The 17,921-nt window shown below is 39.9% G+C and carries 13 protein-coding genes and 3 riboswitches; of the genes, 1 reads left to right on the top strand and 12 read right to left on the bottom strand.

Translation table 11 applies throughout. From position 1 onward, the window contains the following. Positions 1–68: 68 nt before the first annotated feature. The 8 genes from gcvPB to AC3ISB_RS13010 form a co-directional block, all read right to left on the bottom strand. The gene (gcvPB, locus tag AC3ISB_RS13045) at positions 69–1,553 is read right to left on the bottom strand and encodes an aminomethyl-transferring glycine dehydrogenase subunit GcvPB (RefSeq protein ID WP_489276690.1); all 1,485 of its coding nucleotides are present in this window, start codon (positions 1,551–1,553) and stop codon (positions 69–71) included. Continuing rightward, positions 1,546–2,898: an aminomethyl-transferring glycine dehydrogenase subunit GcvPA gene (gcvPA, locus tag AC3ISB_RS13040; RefSeq protein WP_489276688.1), complete on the bottom strand. Its 1,353-nt coding sequence runs from the start codon at positions 2,896–2,898 to the stop codon at positions 1,546–1,548. The genes gcvPB and gcvPA overlap by 8 nt, the downstream gene beginning before the upstream one ends. A 1-nt stretch (position 2,899) precedes the next feature. Continuing rightward, positions 2,900–3,295, bottom strand: a complete 396-nt coding sequence (gcvH, locus tag AC3ISB_RS13035) for a glycine cleavage system protein GcvH (RefSeq protein ID WP_489276686.1) — start codon at positions 3,293–3,295, stop codon at positions 2,900–2,902. A gap of 163 nt (positions 3,296–3,458) precedes the next feature. Then, positions 3,459–4,568, bottom strand: coding sequence for a glycine cleavage system aminomethyltransferase GcvT (gcvT, locus tag AC3ISB_RS13030; protein WP_489276685.1), 1,110 nt, complete (start codon positions 4,566–4,568; stop codon positions 3,459–3,461). 133 nt (positions 4,569–4,701) lie between these two features. Continuing rightward, complete coding sequence (gene glyA, locus AC3ISB_RS13025; RefSeq protein WP_489276683.1) at positions 4,702–5,952, bottom strand: serine hydroxymethyltransferase; 1,251 nt, start codon at positions 5,950–5,952, stop codon at positions 4,702–4,704. A gap of 175 nt (positions 5,953–6,127) precedes the next feature. Continuing rightward, a riboswitch (glycine riboswitch) is annotated at positions 6,128–6,232 on the bottom strand. 331 nt (positions 6,233–6,563) lie between these two features. Then, positions 6,564–7,943, bottom strand: a complete 1,380-nt coding sequence (locus tag AC3ISB_RS13020; protein WP_489276681.1) for an amino acid permease — start codon at positions 7,941–7,943, stop codon at positions 6,564–6,566. A gap of 303 nt (positions 7,944–8,246) precedes the next feature. Beyond that, a riboswitch (glycine riboswitch) is annotated at positions 8,247–8,303 on the bottom strand. A 3-nt stretch (positions 8,304–8,306) separates the two neighbouring features. Continuing rightward, positions 8,307–8,406, bottom strand: a riboswitch (glycine riboswitch). Between the two features lie 281 nt (positions 8,407–8,687). Beyond that, a complete protein-coding gene (locus tag AC3ISB_RS13015; RefSeq protein WP_489276679.1) occupies positions 8,688–8,930 on the bottom strand; it encodes a hypothetical protein in 243 nt (80 codons plus the stop codon). A gap of 603 nt (positions 8,931–9,533) precedes the next feature. Then, a complete protein-coding gene (locus AC3ISB_RS13010; protein ID WP_489276677.1) occupies positions 9,534–10,721 on the bottom strand; it encodes an amidohydrolase in 1,188 nt (395 codons plus the stop codon). Between the two features lie 416 nt (positions 10,722–11,137). On the opposite strand from AC3ISB_RS13010, the gene AC3ISB_RS13005 reads away from it, so the two are divergent. Beyond that, positions 11,138–11,620: a hypothetical protein gene (locus AC3ISB_RS13005; RefSeq protein ID WP_489276675.1), complete on the top strand. Its 483-nt coding sequence runs from the start codon at positions 11,138–11,140 to the stop codon at positions 11,618–11,620. A gap of 104 nt (positions 11,621–11,724) precedes the next feature. On the opposite strand, the gene AC3ISB_RS13000 is transcribed toward AC3ISB_RS13005, so the two are convergent. The 4 genes from AC3ISB_RS13000 to AC3ISB_RS12985 all read right to left on the bottom strand — a co-directional run bounded on the left by AC3ISB_RS13000 (position 11,725) and on the right by AC3ISB_RS12985 (position 17,812). Then, a complete protein-coding gene (locus AC3ISB_RS13000) occupies positions 11,725–13,713 on the bottom strand; it encodes an acetoacetate--CoA ligase (protein WP_489276674.1) in 1,989 nt (662 codons plus the stop codon). A 107-nt stretch (positions 13,714–13,820) separates the two neighbouring features. Beyond that, positions 13,821–15,092, bottom strand: coding sequence for an ATP-binding protein (locus AC3ISB_RS12995; protein ID WP_489276672.1), 1,272 nt, complete (start codon positions 15,090–15,092; stop codon positions 13,821–13,823). A 214-nt stretch (positions 15,093–15,306) separates the two neighbouring features. Next, entirely contained in the window at positions 15,307–16,449 is a 1,143-nt protein-coding gene (locus tag AC3ISB_RS12990) for an acyl-CoA dehydrogenase family protein (protein ID WP_489276670.1), read from the bottom strand. Between the two features lie 115 nt (positions 16,450–16,564). After that, a complete protein-coding gene (locus AC3ISB_RS12985; protein ID WP_141994894.1) occupies positions 16,565–17,812 on the bottom strand; it encodes a GTPase family protein in 1,248 nt (415 codons plus the stop codon). Positions 17,813–17,921 lie beyond the last annotated feature (109 nt).

The raw sequence follows: 17,921 nt of genomic DNA, 5'->3' as shown, positions 1-17,921 counted from the left end.
CACCATGAATGAAATAATGAGATTCTTCTCTTTATTTTCATCCTTGGTGGTCATGTTCAAGCATTTATTTATGACTTTACCGTTTCTTCCTCTACTACTTCCTCTTTGGAATAACGCAAGATTGGTTGTCTAGCTGCTTGGACCTCATCCAATCGCCCAATCACTGTAGTATGTGGTGCTTCTAAAACAACCCCTGGGTTTTCTTCCACTTCTTTGGCAATTGTAATCATTACCTCCGCAAATGCATCGAGTGTTTCTTTCGACTCTGTTTCTGTCGGTTCAATCATCAAACATTCCTCAACATTTAACGGGAAATAGATGGTCGGCGGATGGTAGCCGAAATCTAGCAGGCGTTTTGCTATATCAAGCGTTCTTACACCTAGCTTTTTCTGTCTGGATCCGGATAGGACAAATTCATGCTTGCAAATTTGTAAATATGGCGCTTCAAAGTATGGCTCCAATCTTTTACGAAGGTAATTAGCATGAAGCACAGCACTTTCTGATACTTGGCGAAGCCCAACAGGCCCCATCGTGCGAATATAAGTATACGCCCGCAGGAGAATTCCGAAGTTTCCATAATACCCTTTTACCCTTCCGATAGAGTGCGGATAATTAGCGTTCAGCACATATTTATCACCTTCTTTTTCTATGCGCGGCACTGGCAAGTAAGGAGTAAGTTTCTCTTTCACACCGACAGGGCCTGCCCCTGGACCGCCACCTCCATGAGGCGTCGTAAATGTTTTGTGAAGATTTAAGTGCACGATGTCAAAGCCCATTTGACCTGGTGTTGTTTTACCTAAAATGGCATTGGCATTCGCTCCGTCATAATATAATAGGCCCCCTGCTTCATGGACAACCTGGGCGATTTCCACAATTTCTTTTTCAAAAAGTCCAAGGGTATTCGGATTCGTCAACATTAGCGCAGCTGTATCAGGTCCCACATGTTTCTTTAATTCTTCTAGATCAACTAATCCATTTTTATCGGATGGGATCGTGATCGTTTGAAAACCAGCAACACTTGCACTTGCAGGATTTGTACCGTGCGCGGAGTCTGGAACAAGTACTTTCGTTCTGGTTTCACCTTTTTGAGAATGATACGCCTTAACCATCATTAAACCTGTCCATTCCCCTTGAGCCCCTGCAGATGGCTGTAAAGTTACAGCATCCATTCCTGTAATGACAGCTAGCTCTTCTTGTAATTCATATAAAACTTCTAATGCACCCTGTACTGTTTCAACGGGCTGATATGGATGAATGCGGCTAAAGCCTTCCAGACGTGCCACATCTTCATTTATTTTCGGATTGTACTTCATCGTACAAGAACCCAGTGGATAGAATCCATTATCGATCCCATGGTTTTTATTAGAAAGCGCTGTGTAATGGCGGACAAGCTGCAACTCTGATACTTCTGGGAGCTCCGCCGGTTCGTCACGAATTAAATGCTTTGGAAATTTGTCATTTATATCAACATAGTCAACGTCACTATCCGGAATACTTGAACCTACACGTCCTGGACGACTTATTTCAAAAATCAACTCATTATATTCAACCATTTACAATCGCCTCCAAAGCATCAACAAATTGGTCAATTTCTTCTTTTGTTCGCTGCTCAGTCACAGCTAGCAGCATTTGATTTCCAAAGCCGTAATCACTTTCTAAATCAAATCCACCGATAATACCCGCCTTAAGAAGTTTTGCATTGACTTCCTTTACCGGTCGAGGAAGCCCGACTATAAACTCATTGAAGAATGGTGCTTCATTGATTATGGTAAAGCCCTTCTGTTCTAAAGTTTTCGCCATGTAATCAGCTTTCTCAATGTTTAGCTGTGCCATTTGACGAATCCCTTGCTTTCCAAGTGATGTCATACAAATAGAGGAGGCAAGAGCATTTAATGCCTGGTTGGAACAAATATTAGATGAGGCTTTATCACGGCGAATATGCTGTTCACGTGCTTGCAGTGTTAACACAAACCCACGTTGTCCTTTTTCATCTGCTGTTTGCCCTACAATACGTCCTGGGATTTTGCGCATGAGTTTCTTACTTACCGCAAAATAGCCGCAGTGTGGACCACCAAAGGACATCGGGATTCCTAATGGCTGCATATCACCGATCACAATATCTGCCCCAAGTTTCCCAGGAGCCTGCAAGAGTGCTAGTGCAAGAGGATTGGCGCTTACGATTAAAAGGGCACCTTTTTCTTCCGCAATTTTCTTAATTGCTTTTAAATCCTCAATGGAACCGAAGAAATTTGGATATTGAACAATTACCGCAGCAGTGTCCTTATCGATTTGTTCTTGCAGCTTCCCTAAATCTGTAACCTCATCAGCAAGATTTACTTCCTCAGCTGTGTATCCCGGACCGCCAGCTACTGTATGTAAAATAGCACGGGATTCAGGATGTACCGCTTTGGATACAAGTACTTTTGAACGTCTTGTAGATGCAACGGCTAGTGATGCAGCTTCTGCAAGCGCTGTAAAACCATCGTACATGGAAGAGTTAGCCACATCCATTCCTGTCAACTCACAAACCATCGTTTGAAATTCAAAAATCGCTTGTAATTCACCTTGACTGATTTCCGGTTGGTAGGGTGTATAAGCTGTGTAAAATTCGGAACGTGAAATCATATGATTTACCACACTTGGAATATAGTGATCATATGTACCCGCACCTAGGAAAGTTGGGTAATGATTTGCATTTTTGTTTTTTGTAGCAAGCTGGTTCATTTTTTTCAAAAGAAGCGGTTCAGGAACCGCCTCTGGAATGTATAGCTCATCCTGCAGGCTAATTTCAGCTGGAATATCTTCAAATAACTCATCTATAGAAGAAATATTTAAAAATTTGAGCATTTCCTCTTGGTCCTGTTTCGTATCAGGAAGGTATCTATAAGTGGCTGTCATATTATTCCTCTCCTTCATTAGTAAATGCTTGATATTCATCTTCGTTTAGAAGTGAATCTAATTCTTCTGGATTGGACATTTCTACTTCGACTAACCACCCTGCTTCAAATGGATGCTCGTTAATCGTCTCTGGAGCGCCTTCTAACTCTTCGTTTACAGTAACTACCGTACCTGAAACAGGTGAGTAAAGTTCGGAAACGGCTTTAACTGACTCGATCGTTCCCATCGATTCATTGACAGTTACTTCATCATCAATCGCTGGATTTTCAACAAAGACGATATCACCTAACGCCTTTTGTGCATAATCAGAGATTCCAATACGTACACGATTTCCTTCTAATTGTTGCACCCACTCATGTTCTTTGCTATATCGTAAACTTGATAATAATTTCGTCATTGTATTTTCCCCTTTTCTTTTCTTTTTTTATTTTTCAACTATTCCCATAATTCAGAATGTAATTAGGTGATTTTGCTCTTAGGTAGTCGATTTTAGGCTGCATGCAAGGTAACGGATATCGACTCATGAAAACTACACGATAACTCTATTAAAATATTTCCGCTTACCTTTTGTAGAATGGTGCATTAACAATAACGGCTTCAATCTGTTTATTTCGGATTTCCACTTTTATCGGTGTCCCCACTTCAGCTTGATCGGCTGATACCAAGGCAAGACCTAAGCTTTTCTTCAAAGATGGTGATTGTGTTCCTGATGTAACAATACCTATTTCCTCTCCATCTTTAGAAATTACCTTGTAACCATGACGCGGAATCCCCCGGCCTGTTACTTCAATCCCTACTAATTTTCGTTTTAATCCCGTTTCTTTTTGTTCTGTAAGAGCAGATTTTCCGATAAAGTCACTTTCTTTGTTCGTCTTTACGACAAAGCCGATTCCTGCTTCAAGCGGGCTGATATCGTTACTTAGTTCTTGGCCATAGAGTGCAAGACGTGCTTCCAGCCGAAGCGTGTCCCGTGCACCAAGTCCGCATGGTTTTAATCCACTCGTGGCTCCTGTTTCTAAGATCTTTTCCCAAAGTGCTACTGCTTTGTCTGCAGATAAATAAAGCTCATATCCATTTTCTCCTGTGTAACCTGTACGGGATACAAGTACGTCGGAAATCCCCGAGATGTTGACATGTTGGGCAAATTTAAAAGAGCCAATTTCTGATAAATCTATTTCCGTTAACTTTTGCAAAATGCTTTCTGCCTTTGGACCTTGGATGGCAAGCTGAGCGATGTCTTCCGAAATATTTTGGAGCTCCATCTCTCCTTTTACATGCTGCTTCATCCATTCGTAATCTTTCTCAATGTTTGCAGCATTAATGACAAGTAAATATTTTTCATTTCCTAATTTATAAACTAATAAATCATCGACCGTTCCACCGTCTGGATAACACATTGCGGTATACTGTGCTTGATTGATGCCAAGCTTTGTTACATCGTTTGTAACAAGGTAATTAATATAACTCTCGGCATCTTTCCCTTCCACAAGTACTTCTCCCATATGAGAAACATCAAAAAGTCCTGCTTCAGTTCGAACAGCTTCATGCTCTTCTAAAATGCTAGTAAATTGAACTGGCAGAGCCCAGCCACCAAAATCAATAACTTTTGCTCCGTATTTTTTATATACTTCAAAAAGCGGTGTTTGCTTTAATGCTGTTTCAGTACCCATGATTTACCCCCAATTATGATTTTTTGCAAAATAGTTCAACTGTTACAGGTTTCTTTATTGCTAGTAGTATCTCGCTGCCATGGCAGTTGCTCAGGTTTCTGCAAAGGAATAATTCCATTGAGCTACCCCTTTCTTACACAGTAATGGGCTGTTGAAATAACGGATAACCATCACAAATCCCTTTGGTTGTTTCTCTTGCTTTCTGAAGAACGTCTTTATTCCCTTTACTCTTTAGAACAGTTGCAATCACTTCACCAATTTTCACCATTTCTTCTTTCTTCATGCCTCGAGTCGTTAAAGCTGCTGTTCCCATTCGGATACCGCTCGTAACAAATGGCTTTTCTGGATCATAGGGAATCGTATTTTTATTAACGGTAATGCCCGCTTCTTCTAATAGTTTCTCTGCTTCTTTCCCTGTTAAATTCCAAGGACGCAAATCTAAAAGGACAATATGATTATCTGTTCCACCAGAAACAAGGGCTGCACCCTCATTTTTTAATGTTTCGCCAAGTGTTGCAGCATTTTCAATGACTTGTTTCGCATAATCCTTAAAGCTTGGTTGTAAAGCCTCGTTGAAAGCAACCGCTTTTGCTGCAATGATATGCATGAGTGGGCCGCCTTGAATTCCTGGGAACACAGATTTATTAATCGCTTTGATAATTTCTTCATCGTTCGTTAAAATGATCCCCCCCCGCGGACCTCTCAATGTTTTATGAGTTGTACTTGTCACAACATCTGCATATGGGATTGGGGATGGGTGAAGACCAGTTGCTACCAGCCCGGCTATATGAGCCATATCCACCATAAGTTTTGCACCAACTTGATCGGCAATTTCTCTAAATCGTGCAAAATTAATCGTTCTTGGATAGGCACTTGTCCCAGCAATAATCAATTTAGGTTTTTCTTTCTTTGCGATAGCTTCCAACTCATCATAATCAATTAACTGAGTATCTTCTCTAACTCCATAAGACACAACTTCAAACCATTTTCCTGAAACGCTGACTGGACTTCCATGAGTTAAGTGGCCACCATGTGAAAGGTTCATTCCCATCACTTTATCACCAGGCTGCAGCAGTGCGAAAAAAACTGCGAAATTGGCTTGTGCACCTGAGTGAGGCTGAACATTTGCATATTTTGCACCAAAAAGCTTTGTTAAGCGCTCAATAGCTGCTTGTTCTGCCACATCGACAAATTCACATCCACCATAATAGCGCTTTCCTGGATAACCTTCTGCATATTTATTTGTCATCACGCTTCCCATTGCCTCTAATACATCTGGGCTAACGAAGTTTTCTGATGCAATTAATTCCAGGGTTTGATGTTGACGTTGTCCTTCCTTCTCAATCGCTGCAAAAATGGTTAAATCATTTTGTTTTAAACTCATTTTATTTTCCTCCTAGACATTTTTTAATTATTCTGAATTTTAATGTGGTTCGAGACACTAAAATCTCTTTCCCGCTACAGCTACTTTTCTATGAAGACTGTTAAAAACAGTGTGATTTACTACCTTTTTTGCACGCAAAAAAGGACAGAAAAGGGTAACGTAGCGTTCACGTTCTCTACCCTTCTCTGTCCTTTTACCTGAGAGTTTAGCTCCATTTTTTAATAGAGCCTTTCCCCTTTGGTGGCGTACATGTTTATACGCGCTCTCCAGAGGTGCGTCCAGTTGTGGTTCCATCTACCTGAGAGATTTATTCCAAGGGTCTTTTTGGAACTTGCTCCTTCGGTGGCTTGTGTCGCATTGCACTCTCCCACAACTGTCATCCGCTTATTCAATTTGGTACATTTAGAATAGTAGTTGCGATTAATTATGTCAAGCATTTTTGAAAGCGCTAACAATACTATTCTAAAATATTTATTTCGAATTATCATAGAATCAACCAGATATCTTTGGCTTTTTAAAACGGGCAGATTTTTTACTCACCGAGTTGGAAAAAATGGAGCGGCAACTATCTGGACAAACACAGCAAATAGAATCAAAGGATTTCTTGCCTCTTAATTCCCCGCTACCTCTCTCTGATTCTCCTGATCCACCTTCGTTATGCGCATCTTATAAATCGCAATCAGCATAATGAACCAAACAGGAGTAACGAATAAGGCAACACGAGTGTCGTCCGCAAGTGCAAGAACAACAAGGACGAACGCTAGGAAAACAAGGATCAAGTAATTGGAAATTGGATAAAGTGGTAATTTAAATTTGTTCTTTTTCACTAGATCTGGTCTTGTTTTACGGTATTTCAAATGACTGATGACTGTAATTCCCCAAATAAAGATGAAACATACGGTAGAAATACTTGTAATCAAGGTAAATACTCCTTCAGGCATTAAATAATTCAAAACAACAGAAATTAAAATGACAACAGTTGAAAAGAACAATGCATTGGAAGGTACTTTACGGTCATTAAGTTTTGCAAACGGTACAGGTGCATTTTTATCTTTGGCAAGTGAGTATACCATCCGGCTTGTACTGAAGATTGCGCTGTTACATGCCGAAGCAGCCGATGTTAGGACTACAAAATTAACGATACCAGCAGCTCCAGCAATACCTACAGCCACAAATACTTGAACGAATGGGCTTTCCGTTGGGATGATTGCGTTCCACGGATAAACACTCATAATGACAATAAGTGCGCCAATGTAGAAAATTATAATCCGAATAGGAATATTATTGATCGCCTTGGGGATAACTTTTTCTGGATCTTCTGTTTCACCTGCTGTAAGTCCTACAAGTTCAATGCCCACAAACGCAAACACTACCATCTGGAATGAGAGGACAAAACCATTTATTCCATTTGGGAACATACCTTCGTGACTCCACAGATTCGTGAAACTTGCTGCGCCTGAATCAGTGGAAAAGCCTTTAATAATCATGAAAATACCGATAACAATTAATGCTAGAATAGCTATGACCTTAATTAATGCGAACCAGAATTCCATTTCGCCAAAAAGTTTTACGGTTGCAAGATTCATAAATAGCAGAATGACTAGTGCAATTAATCCAGGCATCCACTGCGGTACGGAGGGAAACCAATACTGAGTATAAAGTCCAACTGCTGTTAAGTCGGCCATTGCGATTGAAATCCAGCAGAACCAGTATGTCCAGCCGGTTACAAATGCTGCCATATTACCTAAATAGTCTCTTACAAAGTCAACAAAGGAATGATAGTTCAAATTAGATAAGAGTAGTTCTCCAAGTGCGCGCATGATTAAAAAACAAATGATGCCTGTAATCATGTAAGCAAATAGAATTGATGGCCCAGCTAAATGAATAGATTTTCCTGCCCCAAGAAATAATCCCGTTCCGATTGCACCACCAATAGCTATGAGTTGTACGTGCCTGTTTTTTAACCCTCTATCCAACTTTTGTTCCTGCATACGATTCCCCACTTTCTACTTTTATAGGCTACTTGGAATTTTTTCCTTATAAAGGTTCAGTCCTTCAATGAGTGTGAATTATTAGCATACTGGGAGACTGACCTATCACTGTAAGCGCTTTCTTGGTGGGTACTAGATATAGTTTTTTGAAATAGATCTACCAACCTTTTTTGAAAATATACCATTAGTTGCACAAATCAAAGGATAGACTCATTTATCTACATATCTCCATGCACTCTCCTCTCTTTTTATCTTTCCAAGTACAAAAAAAGGCAGAGGAAAGATAGGGATTTTCCTAACTTCCTCTGTCCTTTTACCTGAGAGTTTAGCTCCTTCGGTGGCCTATGGCTCTCTTCAGAGACGCGTCCAATTGTAGTCCTTTTACCTGAGAGATTAGTCCCCTGCTTTTTAGGGTTTGCTCCTTCGGTGCTAAACAATGTTTAGTCTCTCCCACAATCTTCATCCGCTGATATAGAGTTGTACTACTAGTTGTATATTATCGGGTTTTAATGGATATTTCAATTATTATCTGAAAAAGCTCTATTTTCTGATAATTAAATATGGACAAGTTTGAACTTTATGAACAGTGTATAATTTGAAGTTATTAGCTACGAAAAAACAAGCTTATAGCAGCTTTTCTATGTCGCAAGGAATCCCAAACAAGCTTATGTATAAGCGAAACATTTTTACATTTTTCCGATTGACAATACGGGTAAATTTTAAAGTTGGGAAAGGGCATAGAGTCTATAGTTTTAACATAATTAATGTATGGAAAAAGAGAAAATTCGAGACTCGCGAAAATCCTTGCAGCAGTAAAGATTGTCTAGGAGCTTCCTCCCTAAGTTCAGCAGTATCAGAAGCCTTCTCTTCTTTATCAACTTCCTCTTCAGCCCCACTACCTGCTATATTAGCAATGATGACTATTGCTAGAACCCATACCCACCACTTCTTTGGCTTCTTTAGCTTGATTTTTTTTTCCTTAACCATTAAGCCTTATACCCCCTTTACAGTTTTTCAGACGGACTGTTGTAAACAAAAATAGAATAACATAATTTGGATCAATAAGGTTTATATTTATCATCAAGCATTCATTTTCACAATGCTTGACGTGTTAACGAAACCATCTCCCATTTCACTTTACCAGCGTCAAACCAGGCCTCTAATTTGGTTAGCCTCTTCTTTTAAAACATATCCATAAAGTATGATCAATTCTATACCTTACCTTGATAAAATGACATATTTTAAGGGCGTGTTTAGGATGATCCAAACACACCCTTATAAAAATTCAATTGATTCATTCTATAAAAAGGGTTGATTTATTTGCATTCCCTATTTACAGATAGGTGAAAATTCGAAGTTATCGTTGCCTTTTCCATAGTAATAGGGTGGTTAGATTTTTTATTTATAGAATCAATCAGCCCCTACCTCGCACCGTGCATGAAAGTTTCCCTTCACACGGAGAATCCGTCTATCAGGTACTGCCATTAGCCTTTCTCCGCAATCGTTTTACTTTTTACTAATAAAAATATCTAATTCAGCAAATCCTGTGGTAATCTGAACCACACCTTACAAATGATTCTAATCTTTTCCTTAATCTAACTCATAATAACCACAAACAACATACCCTACTGCTTTTGCTGCCACGAGAAGGGCATCTTCATCGATATCAAATTTAGGATTATGATTAAAATAAGGTTTTTCTACTCCTTTAGGTGTACAAGCAATGTAAAAGAAACAGGAAGGGATTTTTTCAGCATAGTAAGCAAAGTCTTCAGATGGCGGCATTGCTGGAAATTCCATTACTTCTTTAATATCTTTATCCTTTGCATTCTTAAGAAACTCAGCAACTTTTCCTGTTAGTTCGGGATCATTATATAAAGGTGGATAGTCATTCGTATATGTAAGATCACATGTTACACCAAACTCTTCTTCATGTCCTTTTACAAGGCGTTTAACTTCCTTTTCAATTTTTTCTTTTGTTTCAACAGTCATATAACGGATATCGCCTTCAAGCTCTACGCTGTCTTTAATTATATTAAATGTTCCTTTTCCATCAAAAGATCCAATAGTAATCACACCAATATCAAATGGACTTAATCGACGGCTAATAATCGTTTGAGCAGCTGTAACAAAATGAGCACCAGCCACAATGGCATCATTTGCTAGATGTGGTGAGGAACCATGTCCACCTCTGCCTTGAATTTTTAATTTCAAATAAGCCCTGCCGTTAAAGGAATATCCAGCATGATAACCAACAACTCCTGCTGAATCCATTGGCAGCAGATGGATGCCAAATATATTATCTAAATCGTCAAGTACCCCGGATTCTACAATACTCTTTGCCCCGCCTGGCGGAACTTCTTCCGCATGCTGATGAATAATTTTGATTGTACCGGGAATTTCATCTTTTAATTGAATGAGGCAATCCGCTAAGACTAACAAGTAGGCTGTATGGCCATCATGACCACACGCATGCATAACGCCTTCATTTTTTGATTTAAAGGGTATATCCGTTTCTTCAACAATTGGAAGCGCATCAAAATCAGCTCGAAGACCGATGTTTTTTCCAGGCTTTCCACCTTTAATGGTCACGATAATTCCGTATCCATTACCTACATTAGATTGAACTTCTACGTCCTTTTCTTTATAAAAATCGATAATATATTGAGCTGTCTTTTCTTCTTTAAAAGAAAGCTCAGGATTTTCATGTAGGTATCTACGAATTTCAATCATTTCATCCGTACGGGATTGTAGCATTTCCATTAATTCACTTCTCATAATCTCTTCATCCCTTCATTATTTTTCGAAAACGCCGTTAAATGTGGCATTTTACATTTCCAACAGCTAATTATTCTGCAATAGGGTTCCGGTTGCTACCAGCCGGTGATTTTTTAGGAGCATTAGATGTTTTAGCGGTATCTTTTGCACCAAAAAGATAATAGATGATATTGAAAGCACAGCGAATATAACGTTTACGAAAATCCCTATTGAAGCCGCTGTTTCAAGCTTTCAATTTGCTGCTATTCCACCGTAAACAGCAGCTGAAGAAATCGCGGCGCCGAATGCACTGCCAAGTGAACTTGCCACCTGTATATGGCTTATTTTGAAATACAGCAAAGTCAATCAGAACGATATCTTTGCTATTTTCAACGATTAAATAATAATGCCTATGATTGTGGCAACGAGTAGGACGATTGAAATCGGACTTGTCCATCCTAATCTGCTCCGTAATTAATAAATACATTCAAGGCAATCATTATAATGGTAAAAATGATCAAGCCAGTGTAATCGAATTTATAGGCACCGTTTCCTTTCTGGTTTATCTTTCAGCAGAAACATACCAATTATTGCAAAGAATGAAAATCCACCTCCGCCACATGGAAGTTGCGATTGCACCTTCGCAAAAGATATTACGTCTTTTCCCATTTACCTTTCTCCTGCTTCTTCATAGCCATCTAACTGATTCCTCTAAATTAATTATAAGAATACTATTCAAATATAATGAATCATTATTGCGTATATTGCCTACAGGGACACTGTTGGATAGTTCTTATCGTCATCCAGGTGTTCATAAAGGCAGCGAAATTCATAATCATGAACTATTACGCCTGCAGCTCTGGATTTATGCTAATGAGCTTTCCTTTTTCGTATATCGTGTAAAAATATTTTCATATTGACTTCGAAAATAAAAACCCATATCCAGAAATAGAAGTGCTTGTTGGGGAAATAGCACCAGACCCATTAAACTAAAAAAGACGGAGCTTTTTGCTCCGCCTTAATGCTAGAATATTTTTTTCTCATTCAACTCGAGAGCTAATTCTTTAAAGAACTGTAGCGATTCTGGATTTCCCATGGAGTCTGCATTCACTACCTTATCAAACTCGAACCCTAATAACACTTTACGAATCGGGACTTCCATTTTCTTTCCGTTCAATGTTTTTGGAATTTGTTCAACGACATGGATTTGGTCAGGAATAAAGCGAGGGGACACATGCCCTCTGATTTGTTCCTTGATTTTTGCCGTCAATGAAGTATCCAGGGCTTTACCGGGCTTAAGAACAACGAACAGTAACAGTGAGGAACCCCGGCCAAGCACTTCCCTATCAATGACAAGGCTTTCCATCACCTCGTCTATCGCTTCGACGACCCGGTAGATATCGCTAGTTCCCATCCGTACACCAGAACGGTTGATGGTCGAGTCGGAACGTCCATAAATGATACAGCTGCCCTTGTCGTCGATTTTTATCCAATCACCATGTTTCCATATGCCAGGATACGTATCGAAATAACTCTCGTAGTATCTTGACCCGTTTTGATCATTCCAGAAGTATAGCGGCATGGACGGCATCGGTTTGGTAATGACCAATTCACCGACTTCATTAATCAATGTTTGACCATGCTCATCAAAGGCTTCCGCACAAACCCCTAATGCCCTTCCTTGTATTTCTCCGATTCTCACGGGCAATGTTGGGACACCGCCAACAAAACCGGCACAAACATCGGTTCCGCCACTGGATGAACTGAGCCAGATATCCTTCTTGACATTCTCATACACCCATTTATAACCGTCGCCAGACAATGGAGCTCCAGTGGAAAAAAGAGCCTTCAATTTGGATAAATCATATTTTCCCATGGGTTTATTTCCCAACTTCATGGAATTGGTAAGGAAAGGTGCACTTGTTCCAAAGAAAGTCATGCCTGTATCTTCCGCCAATTCCCAAAGGGCATTCATATTCGGAAAAGAAGGACTGCCGTCATAAAGGACGATGGTCCCTTCATTAAGTAGACCGCCCATAAGGAGATTCCACATCATCCAGCCTGTCGTCGTAAACCAGAATACAGTATCCTCGGAAGCCATGCCTTGATGGATTCTTGTTGATTTAAAATGCTCCAATAATATACCGCCATGCCCTTGTACAATTGGTTTTGGCATCCCGGTTGTACCTGATGAATAAAGAATCCATAGCGGATGATCGAACGGAACACTTTCAAAAGATAATTCTGTCTTTTCTTTTAAAAGGTCATCCCAAGGAATCACATCTGCCAGATTCACTTCCAAATTCTTTTTTTCTATGTAAGGAACTAACACGGTATGCTTGAGAGTGACCAATTCCTGTATAAGCTGTGAGACGACTGATGTTTTATCATATACATTTCCATTGTACTGATACCCATCAACCGCCAGTAATACAACCGGTTCAACCTGTTTGAAACGATCTATGACACTTCTTGCCCCAAAGTCAGGTGAGCAACTGGACCAGATGGCACCTATGCTTGCTGTTGCCAAGAAAGCTATGACCGCTTCAGGAATATTCGGCATATAGGCAACAACACGGTCACCGGATTTCACACCAAGTTTCCTTAATGAATGGGCGACAGAAGCTACTTTTTCTTTCAGCTCTTTCCAGCTAACCTCTTGCTGCCTGATATGTTCGGAACGAAAAAAAATCGCCGTTTTTTCTTCTTGATCATTCATTAATGCATTTTCAGCATAATTTAGCCTTGCCCCCTCGAACCATTTCGCACCTGGCATTGTTTGCTCCGCTAAAACCCTATCATATTTCCTGGCTGCTTTTACATCACAATATTCCCAAATGGAAGCCCAAAATTCCTCCAGTTCATCTACCGACCATTTCCATAATTCATGATAATCATGAAATGTTAAACCTTTCTTTTCTTTTAACCATTTCACATATTGAGTCAATACCGTTTGCTCGATTTGTTCCTTTGTCGGTTCCCAAATGATTTGTCCATCTGTAAGCGATTTCATTTCATCATCTCCCTTAGGTATCAAATGCGTTATTGAATCATTTCATAATATTGGTAGTTTACTTAAATTGTAATCTATGAGTTTAAAACCGTCAATTTACACTAAACTTAAATCAGCTCGTTTCTATGTATAGGCAGGTTAATAGAGAAACATGTCCCTTTCCCTTGTACACTTGATACATGTACCGTTCCATCCATGCTTTTGATAACGCTATATGAAACCATCATTCCTAATCCCGTCCCTTTATTTTTTGTCGTGAAGTAAGGCTCACCTAAACGGTATATTTGTTCCTGTGTCATCCCAATTCCCTGATCTTGAATCTTAATTTGGATGGTGGTGGCAGCACGAATTAACTGTATGTATATTTCACCATCATGGTGCATCGATTCTACGCCATTCTTTAAGATATTGAACAAGCACTGCTGGAATTTCTTCCTTTCCCCCATGACATAATAAGCTCCATCTTCGATTAGGGATAGCTTCAATTCCGTTCGATTATTGTTAGCCAATGGTTTTATGTTGTTCACGACATGCTGAATTTCCTCGGATACCCTTAATCGCTCTGTGTTTTCAGGGCTTATGGCAGCAAACGTCAAATAATCATTAATGACATCTGTGGCCCGATCTAATTCCTTCAATGCAATATTTGCATAATTGACCTTCGTGTGGGAAGACACGTCTTCGCTTAACATTTGAATATATCCCCTGGTAACTGTAAGGGGATTTCTGACTTCATGAGATATGCTTGCAGCCAGATGACTTACGAGCTGCAACTTTTCCGCTTTCACTAATTTTTCGAGAACCTGAAAATTAGTGAGGATGACTTCCCATAATATGATCACAACAACGATTCCTATGACTTGAATCGTGAAGTATTGTTTCCATAGACTTATACCGATAGTAAGTTCAAATACTACTGTTGAAATAAACTGTGTGAGACTATGAACAATGAATATTAATGATATACCAATGCAGATTTTTTTACTGACAGACATTTTTAGATAGTATTTAGATATAAAAAACAAGGAAACACCCATGAGTGGAAAAGTGATGCATGAGATATAAAATCCATTTTCCCCCCCTGATAAATAGCGAATAAGAAGAGTGATGACTATCAATATGATTCCTAGCCGGTAGCCTCCATATAAACCGCCTAAAAGAAAAGGGATCCATCTAAGATCCCAAACAAAATCCTCTTCTATAACAACGGGAAACAGCATGCATAGAACAAGTGAAAGAATAGGGAAAATCGATAGGAAGGATCCTTTTAATGCATCTAAACGGTATACGTACTTCACTAGATAGCTCATTTGCAATAAAAAGATCGGAAAAAGGATAATTAAAAAGTTAATCAGTAAATCTTTTGTCATAAGATTCATTATTACACCGAACTTTCGATATTTTTCGAAGATTTAGACAGGTATATCAATCATAACAAGATAGAGAATGATAAGCTAGTGAAATTTTCATGCTGGACTAAAAAAAGATGCAGCTAGAGGGACCCAACAAAGAAAGCGGATGATTCAAGGCTAAAAAAAACACTGAAACGACGAAGTCATTTCAGTGCCATCAAAATAATATCCGAATACGAACTTAATAAAGAGCTGACTTTGCGAGCGTGGTGATTGTCGCATCATCCATCGGAGGATTATGAAGTCCTGCTCGTACATCCCTATAGTAACGTTGCAGGGGATTATTTCGTTGTAAGCTTTTGGCACCGACGACTCTCATCGCTTTATCGACGATGGAAATCGATTTGTTGACGACCGATAACTTAACAGCACCCAATTGCTTCGATAATTCATCATGACTTTCAGGGTGCCGCACCCATTTTTCTGCGACAGAGTAGAGGAAATGGTGTGCTTCGCCCAATTCCAGTTCCATCTCCCCGATTGTCCGTTGAACATTCGGAAGGTCCCTGATTGTTCCTGGTAAACTATTGGGAGAATAGGTTTTCGCAAATTCGACTGCGTAATTTCTGGCAGCCACTGCGATACCCAAGTAGCAAGCCGGTATATGTAATAGCCACGCTTCAGGCTTTCTTTTTTCACCAGGATTGCTTTTCATCACATAATACTTTTCAGGCAGGCTGACATCATTTAATACCAAATCGTGACTTCCTGTCCCCTGCATGGAAATCATATCCCAAGTTTCTTCTATACTTACCCCCATTACATCACGATGAATTAAAAATGTGCCTAGCTGCTCATCCTCGGGAACCCATGCCGTTACTAGAAAAATATCAAGGACGGGTGAGAGTGTAGTGAAAGTCTTTCTGCCATTCAAATTCCATTGTTGACCCTTTTTGATAGCGATCGTTTCCGGTCGGCCTCCGCGCGTCGGGCTTCCTGTTCCAGCCTCAGATGCTGCCGTGTTGATGAGAGCGCCTTTAGACACTTCATCAAACAATTCATTCATGACTCCTTTTTCCCATGGTCTCTTCTCCGTTAAGGATAGGACCGTTCCGACATGCCACCCTATTCCTAAGGCTGTCGGGCCGCAATATTGGGCTATTTTTTCTTGGCATAGGAGAAAATCATATAACGAACCGCCATATCCGCCATCTTCTTTTGCTAAAGTTAATTGGGGATATCCGAATTCCTTTAACTCCTGAATGTTTTCAAAAGGAAATCCCTTTGAATCATCAAGCGCTTCAGATCGGCCGGAAAAGGACTGAATCGCATCCTCTAATTTTTGTATATATTCTTTTTGCTTCTGTGAATGAAAAAACGACATGAAGATCATCCCTTCTGTAGTAAACAAAATCCTGAACCATTTTGCAGCAGAAACAGAACTGCGAACTCCACTTTATCATATCACCTTAGTGTAGTTTATGGTTTGAATCTGCCCATTAAGAGTCAATATCTTCATTTTTATATTCTTTGTTCGCGTTCTTGTAAGCTTCCTTCGCCTGATCAATATCTTTGTTTTCGAGAAAGTAAGCTATCGCTGCTTGCCCGATTCCATATGTGACCGCGCCCGCTACCGCACCTGAAACCGCTAGACCAGCTCCTGGGATGAATCGGACTGCAGCCCTGACACCTTCCCTCACAAGGAGACCGATTCCAACATTGATCCCTAATGCCGCAATGAATTCACTTGCAGTTTTTGTATTGATTTCTTTATCCGCGATAAAACCAATCACCACAATCATCAAACCTTGAATGCCGGTCAAAATGGGAAAATCAGCGAAAGGTATCGGCTCTGCACCTATTAAACCAGCTATTGCCGTAAACGTTCCCACTATCGTCCGCGCGAATTTCTTCTTAACGAATTGGCTCTGCATCGCTTTGGCGGTCTTCAGCTTCGCTTCACTGGGTAAGGCCTCGATCAAGTAATCAGAAAGCAAATCTATGTTCCAACGCATATCATATTCAATATTTCCATTTTCATCAAAATCAATATACGAACAAATAGGAATGATATTCAATAGTGGTATTTCACTCTCTTTAAATCGTTTTGACATCAAAGCGATGGCTTCATCAATATTCTGTTTTTTCTTAGGATTGGCATCAAAAGGTGCTTGTTTATAATGGGGCGGATCTAATTCATCCACTTGGGTGACCACACAGATTACGGGTACATCATAATGGTGATTCTCTTTAACGATTTTGCGCAGCTTCTTCAACTCTTTTAGATCTTCTTCAACCCTTGAATCTGTTTCTTTTGCTTTAATCAAAAAAAGAAACACATCAGGCTGTTCTTCGGTTACCGCTTTTATCAATTCATCCATTGGTGTTTCTTCTTCGAACTCTTCCGTAGGAGCTTCACTCTCACCCAGTCCCCGGGAGTCCAGCAAACGGATTTTGGGCTCGGCATCACTCGGGTACCAAAGCCATTTTCCCTTACCCGTTCCAGATTTAACGGAACTGACATATTGCCGTTCCTGTCCAAACATCGCATTGATCAGTGATGATTTTCCGGACCCCCGCCTTCCTACAAGAGCAATTCGCGGTTCCCTTGCATCAACTGTCATCGTTTTAAGCTTTAGGAGCTGGTCGAGCATTTTGTTCTTTTTCGATTGTGAAATGGGCAGTTTATCTACCTGGCCTTTAATGAAACTGAATATGCTTCCCATTTCTTCGTGTTTTTCCACCATCAGTCATTCCCCCTTGTTAAGAAGTTTTTTAAGTAACATTTACCCTTGAACGATTCAATTTAAGCATGTAACTTCAATCTCCTTGCAAAATTAAGGGGCTCCATTTCTT

It is taken from the genome of Peribacillus sp. GL_122 (genome assembly GCF_057835005.1).
The sequence above is the reverse complement of the archived record's forward strand: the minus strand, read 5'-3'. Positions and strand labels throughout refer to the sequence as shown.

Coding starts and splice junctions, on each gene's coding strand:
- gcvPB (WP_489276690.1), bottom strand. CDS start 1,553: ATGGTTGAATATAATGAGTTGATTTTTGAAATAAGTCGTCCAGGACGT.
- gcvPA (WP_489276688.1), bottom strand. CDS start 2,898: ATGACAGCCACTTATAGATACCTTCCTGATACGAAACAGGACCAAGAG.
- gcvH (WP_489276686.1), bottom strand. CDS start 3,295: ATGACGAAATTATTATCAAGTTTACGATATAGCAAAGAACATGAGTGG.
- gcvT (WP_489276685.1), bottom strand. CDS start 4,568: ATGGGTACTGAAACAGCATTAAAGCAAACACCGCTTTTTGAAGTATAT.
- glyA (WP_489276683.1), bottom strand. CDS start 5,952: ATGAGTTTAAAACAAAATGATTTAACCATTTTTGCAGCGATTGAGAAG.
- AC3ISB_RS13020 (WP_489276681.1), bottom strand. CDS start 7,943: ATGCAGGAACAAAAGTTGGATAGAGGGTTAAAAAACAGGCACGTACAA.
- AC3ISB_RS13015 (WP_489276679.1), bottom strand. CDS start 8,930: ATGGTTAAGGAAAAAAAAATCAAGCTAAAGAAGCCAAAGAAGTGGTGG.
- AC3ISB_RS13010 (WP_489276677.1), bottom strand. CDS start 10,721: ATGAGAAGTGAATTAATGGAAATGCTACAATCCCGTACGGATGAAATG.
- AC3ISB_RS13000 (WP_489276674.1), bottom strand. CDS start 13,713: ATGAAATCGCTTACAGATGGACAAATCATTTGGGAACCGACAAAGGAA.
- AC3ISB_RS12995 (WP_489276672.1), bottom strand. CDS start 15,092: ATGAATCTTATGACAAAAGATTTACTGATTAACTTTTTAATTATCCTT.
- AC3ISB_RS12990 (WP_489276670.1), bottom strand. CDS start 16,449: ATGTCGTTTTTTCATTCACAGAAGCAAAAAGAATATATACAAAAATTA.
- AC3ISB_RS12985 (WP_141994894.1), bottom strand. CDS start 17,812: ATGGTGGAAAAACACGAAGAAATGGGAAGCATATTCAGTTTCATTAAA.